Raw genomic sequence first — 3,052 nt, forward strand, 5'->3', positions numbered from 1 at the left:
TTTAAGTGACGTAAAATCGTGTTGAGGCTAACGCCCATAATGCGTGCAGTTGCCCGGCATCCAACGCCATTCATGGCCATATCAATAATTTTCTGGTGCGTACCGGGTTGAGAAGCGGTGTAAGTGAACTGCAGTTGCCATGTTTTACGGCAGTGAGAGCAGAGATAGCGCTGATGTCCGGCAGTGCTTTTGCCGTTACGCACCACCCCGTCAGTAGCTGAACAGGAGGGACAGCTGATAGAAACAGAAGCCACTGGAGCACCTCAAAAACACCATCATACACTAAATCAGTAAGTTGGCAGCATCACCCATTTTTGTTTCCCTTCATTTATCTGATGATTTTCCAGCTGTGTAGCCAGTCCCAGTTTGTCTGGCCTCCTCGAGTGTACAATGCTTAACCTTTCCGCTCGACGGAAATCATGGTGACAAAAGGATAGCGTTGCCACGGGATTGCCCCGCCTTTCATATACATATGTGAAATTGTGCCATCAAGATAAAGCAACTGCTCAACGTTCAGTTTCGCTTTGGCATAACAGGCAAAATCATAAAAATTTGTCGCCTGCTGGCTCAACAAAAACACGGCGTTCCTTTGTTTATTAATCCCTACACCGTTACGAATTTTACGCGAGGCAACATTCGGGTGAATGCGTGGATTAATTACGCCGTTTTCTAATAACATTGGCCCTGACTGCACCGCAAACTGAATCTCTTTACTGGTTTTAAAGGCATCCAGACGAATGATGCCGACTTTATCTCCCGCGACATAAAACACGCCGCCAGGACGGATAAAGAAATTCCCTTCACCTGAAGCGAGATTTAACGCCACCTTCTGCTGACCGTTTTCGATGTACAAACCGAGCGGCGCATAGCTTTCATCATAGATGCCGCCGTTCATCGCCATCTGCACCTGACCCTGACTATTAATATCCGCCAGCAGAGCATGTAACGTTCCCCACGCTTCGCCATTGGCTTTTTGCCAGTACATTTTCACCCGCTCTGTTTGAGGATTAACGGTATACGCCTGTACGGTCAGCGTCGGATCTGAGAGTGCGCAATCATCAGCGGCAACAGAAAACAAGGGAAGTAAGGTGAGGGTGAGAAAAATCCGTTTGAGATTCAAGGTGATCATTCCTTTACCAATGAGTAGCCGATGCGCCATTATAGGTCCTGGATGTGGGATTTTTTTATCCTGTTAGCGACCTTGACGAGTACCAAAAAGCGCGAAGTTCAACTATTGTTCTGTGGTGTTCTGTTGCGTGTTGACGGCAAAATTTTGCTGGCGTAACATGCGCGCACGATCATTCTAAGAGGACATTCGCCTTGGACACACCCAGTAGATACTGGCTCACTATCCTGTCATCCAGGATCAACTCCTAAGGCTATCCCTTTTTGCTGATAGCCTTAGCGGTTGTCAGCGACCTCAATTTTTCCCGTCGCGCTGAGTCAGGCTGTTTAATGGTCTGAAACCCAATTTGTTTCTGTGTGCCCACCGAACTGTCCGATATTTTAAGCATTGGGAGTCCCGGTCATGCTGAGCGCATTTCAACTGGAAAATAACCGACTGACCCGGCTGGAAGTTGAAGAGTCACAACCCCTTGTAAATGCAGTATGGATTGATCTTGTCGAACCGGACGACGACGAGCGACTGCGTGTACAATCTGAACTTGGCCAGAGCCTGGCAACCCGCCCGGAACTGGAAGACATCGAAGCATCGGCACGTTTCTTTGAAGACGACGACGGCCTGCATATTCACTCCTTCTTCTTCTTTGAAGATGCGGAAGATCACGCCGGTAACTCCACTGTGGCATTTACCATCCGTGATGGTCGTCTGTTTACTCTGCGTGAGCGTGAACTGCCCGCTTTTCGTCTGTATCGTATGCGTGCCCGTAGCCAGTCGATGGTAGACGGTAACGCCTACGAGCTGCTGCTGGATCTGTTCGAAACCAAAATCGAACAGTTGGCAGATGAAATTGAAAATATCTATAGCGACCTGGAGCAGTTGAGCCGGGTGATTATGGAAGGGCATCAGGGCGATGAGTACGATGAGGCGCTCTCCACGCTGGCGGAACTGGAAGATATCGGCTGGAAAGTACGCCTGTGTCTGATGGATACCCAGCGCGCGCTCAACTTCCTGGTACGTAAAGCACGCTTACCGGGTGGACAACTGGAGCAGGCGCGTGAAATCCTGCGAGATATCGAATCCCTGCTGCCGCATAACGAATCTCTGTTCCAGAAGGTGAACTTCCTGATGCAGGCGGCGATGGGTTTTATCAACATCGAGCAGAACCGCATCATCAAAATCTTCTCGGTGGTATCCGTGGTATTCCTGCCGCCGACGCTCGTTGCTTCCAGCTATGGCATGAACTTTGAGTTTATGCCAGAACTGAAGTGGAGCTTCGGCTACCCTGGCGCGATTATCTTTATGATCCTCGCGGGCCTGGCACCGTATCTGTACTTTAAGCGGAAGAACTGGTTGTAATATGAGTGCCGGATAAAGCTATTTTTTTATCCGGCTTATTTCTAAAAATTGTCTTTTTTAAAGTCATGCGGATTGAAAACTCGCTCTATTTTATTTTCTTGTGTTAATTGATACTCAGTAAAATCGTTAATACCAATATGAGTGTTACGATAAGGGGGTAATGACTCCAACTTATTGATAGTGTTTTAGGTGATGCTGCCAACTTACTGATTTAGTGTATGATGGTGTTTTTGAGGTGCTCCAGTGGCTTCTGTTTCTATCAGCTGTCCCTCCTGTTCAGCTACTGACGGGGTGGTGCGTAACGGCAAAAGCACTGCCGGACATCAGCGCTATCTCTGCTCTCACTGCCGTAAAACATGGCAACTGCAGTTCACTTACACCGCTTCTCAACCCGGTACGCACCAGAAAATTATTGATATGGCCATGAATGGCGTTGGATGCCGGGCAACTGCACGCATTATGGGCGTTAGCCTCAACACGATTTTACGTCACTTAAAAAACTCAGGCCGCAGTCGGTAACCTCGCGCATACAGCCGGGCAGTGACGTCATCGTCTGCGCGGAAATGGACGAAC

The 3,052-nt window shown here is 48.6% G+C and carries 4 protein-coding genes and 2 pseudogenes; 3 read left to right on the forward strand and 3 right to left on the reverse strand.

All coding sequences use genetic code 11. The annotated features are described in order from the left end of the window. Positions 1–254: IS1 family transposase (locus BFF42_RS14195; RefSeq protein ID WP_146753269.1), on the reverse strand; the 254-nt coding region annotated here is incomplete at its 3' end. Between the two features lie 140 nt (positions 255–394). Next, positions 395–1,159, reverse strand: coding sequence for a phosphodiester glycosidase family protein (locus BFF42_RS14200; protein WP_039059679.1), 765 nt, complete (start codon positions 1,157–1,159; stop codon positions 395–397). Positions 1,160–1,320: 161 nt separating this feature from the next. Between BFF42_RS14200 and ysgD the strand changes: the two genes are divergently transcribed. Both ysgD and corA read left to right on the forward strand, forming a co-directional pair. Beyond that, complete coding sequence (gene ysgD, locus BFF42_RS27275) at positions 1,321–1,377, forward strand: protein YsgD (protein WP_211180520.1); 57 nt, start codon at positions 1,321–1,323, stop codon at positions 1,375–1,377. Between the two features lie 151 nt (positions 1,378–1,528). Then, positions 1,529–2,479 carry a magnesium/cobalt transporter CorA gene (corA, locus tag BFF42_RS14205; protein WP_000947159.1) on the forward strand — a complete coding sequence of 317 codons (951 nt, stop codon included), beginning with the start codon at positions 1,529–1,531 and terminating at the stop codon, positions 2,477–2,479. Positions 2,480–2,520: 41 nt separating this feature from the next. Here the strand turns inward: corA and BFF42_RS27775 are convergent. Beyond that, positions 2,521–2,634: pseudogene (locus BFF42_RS27775) on the reverse strand (DUF943 family protein); the annotation flags it as partial. An 88-nt stretch (positions 2,635–2,722) separates the two neighbouring features. On the opposite strand from BFF42_RS27775, the pseudogene BFF42_RS14210 reads away from it, so the two are divergent. After that, a pseudogene (locus BFF42_RS14210) lies at positions 2,723–3,052 on the forward strand (IS1-like element IS1A family transposase); the annotation flags it as partial.

Source organism: Shigella sp. FC1661 (assembly GCF_001712525.1).
Lineage (GTDB): Bacteria > Pseudomonadota > Gammaproteobacteria > Enterobacterales > Enterobacteriaceae > Escherichia > Escherichia coli.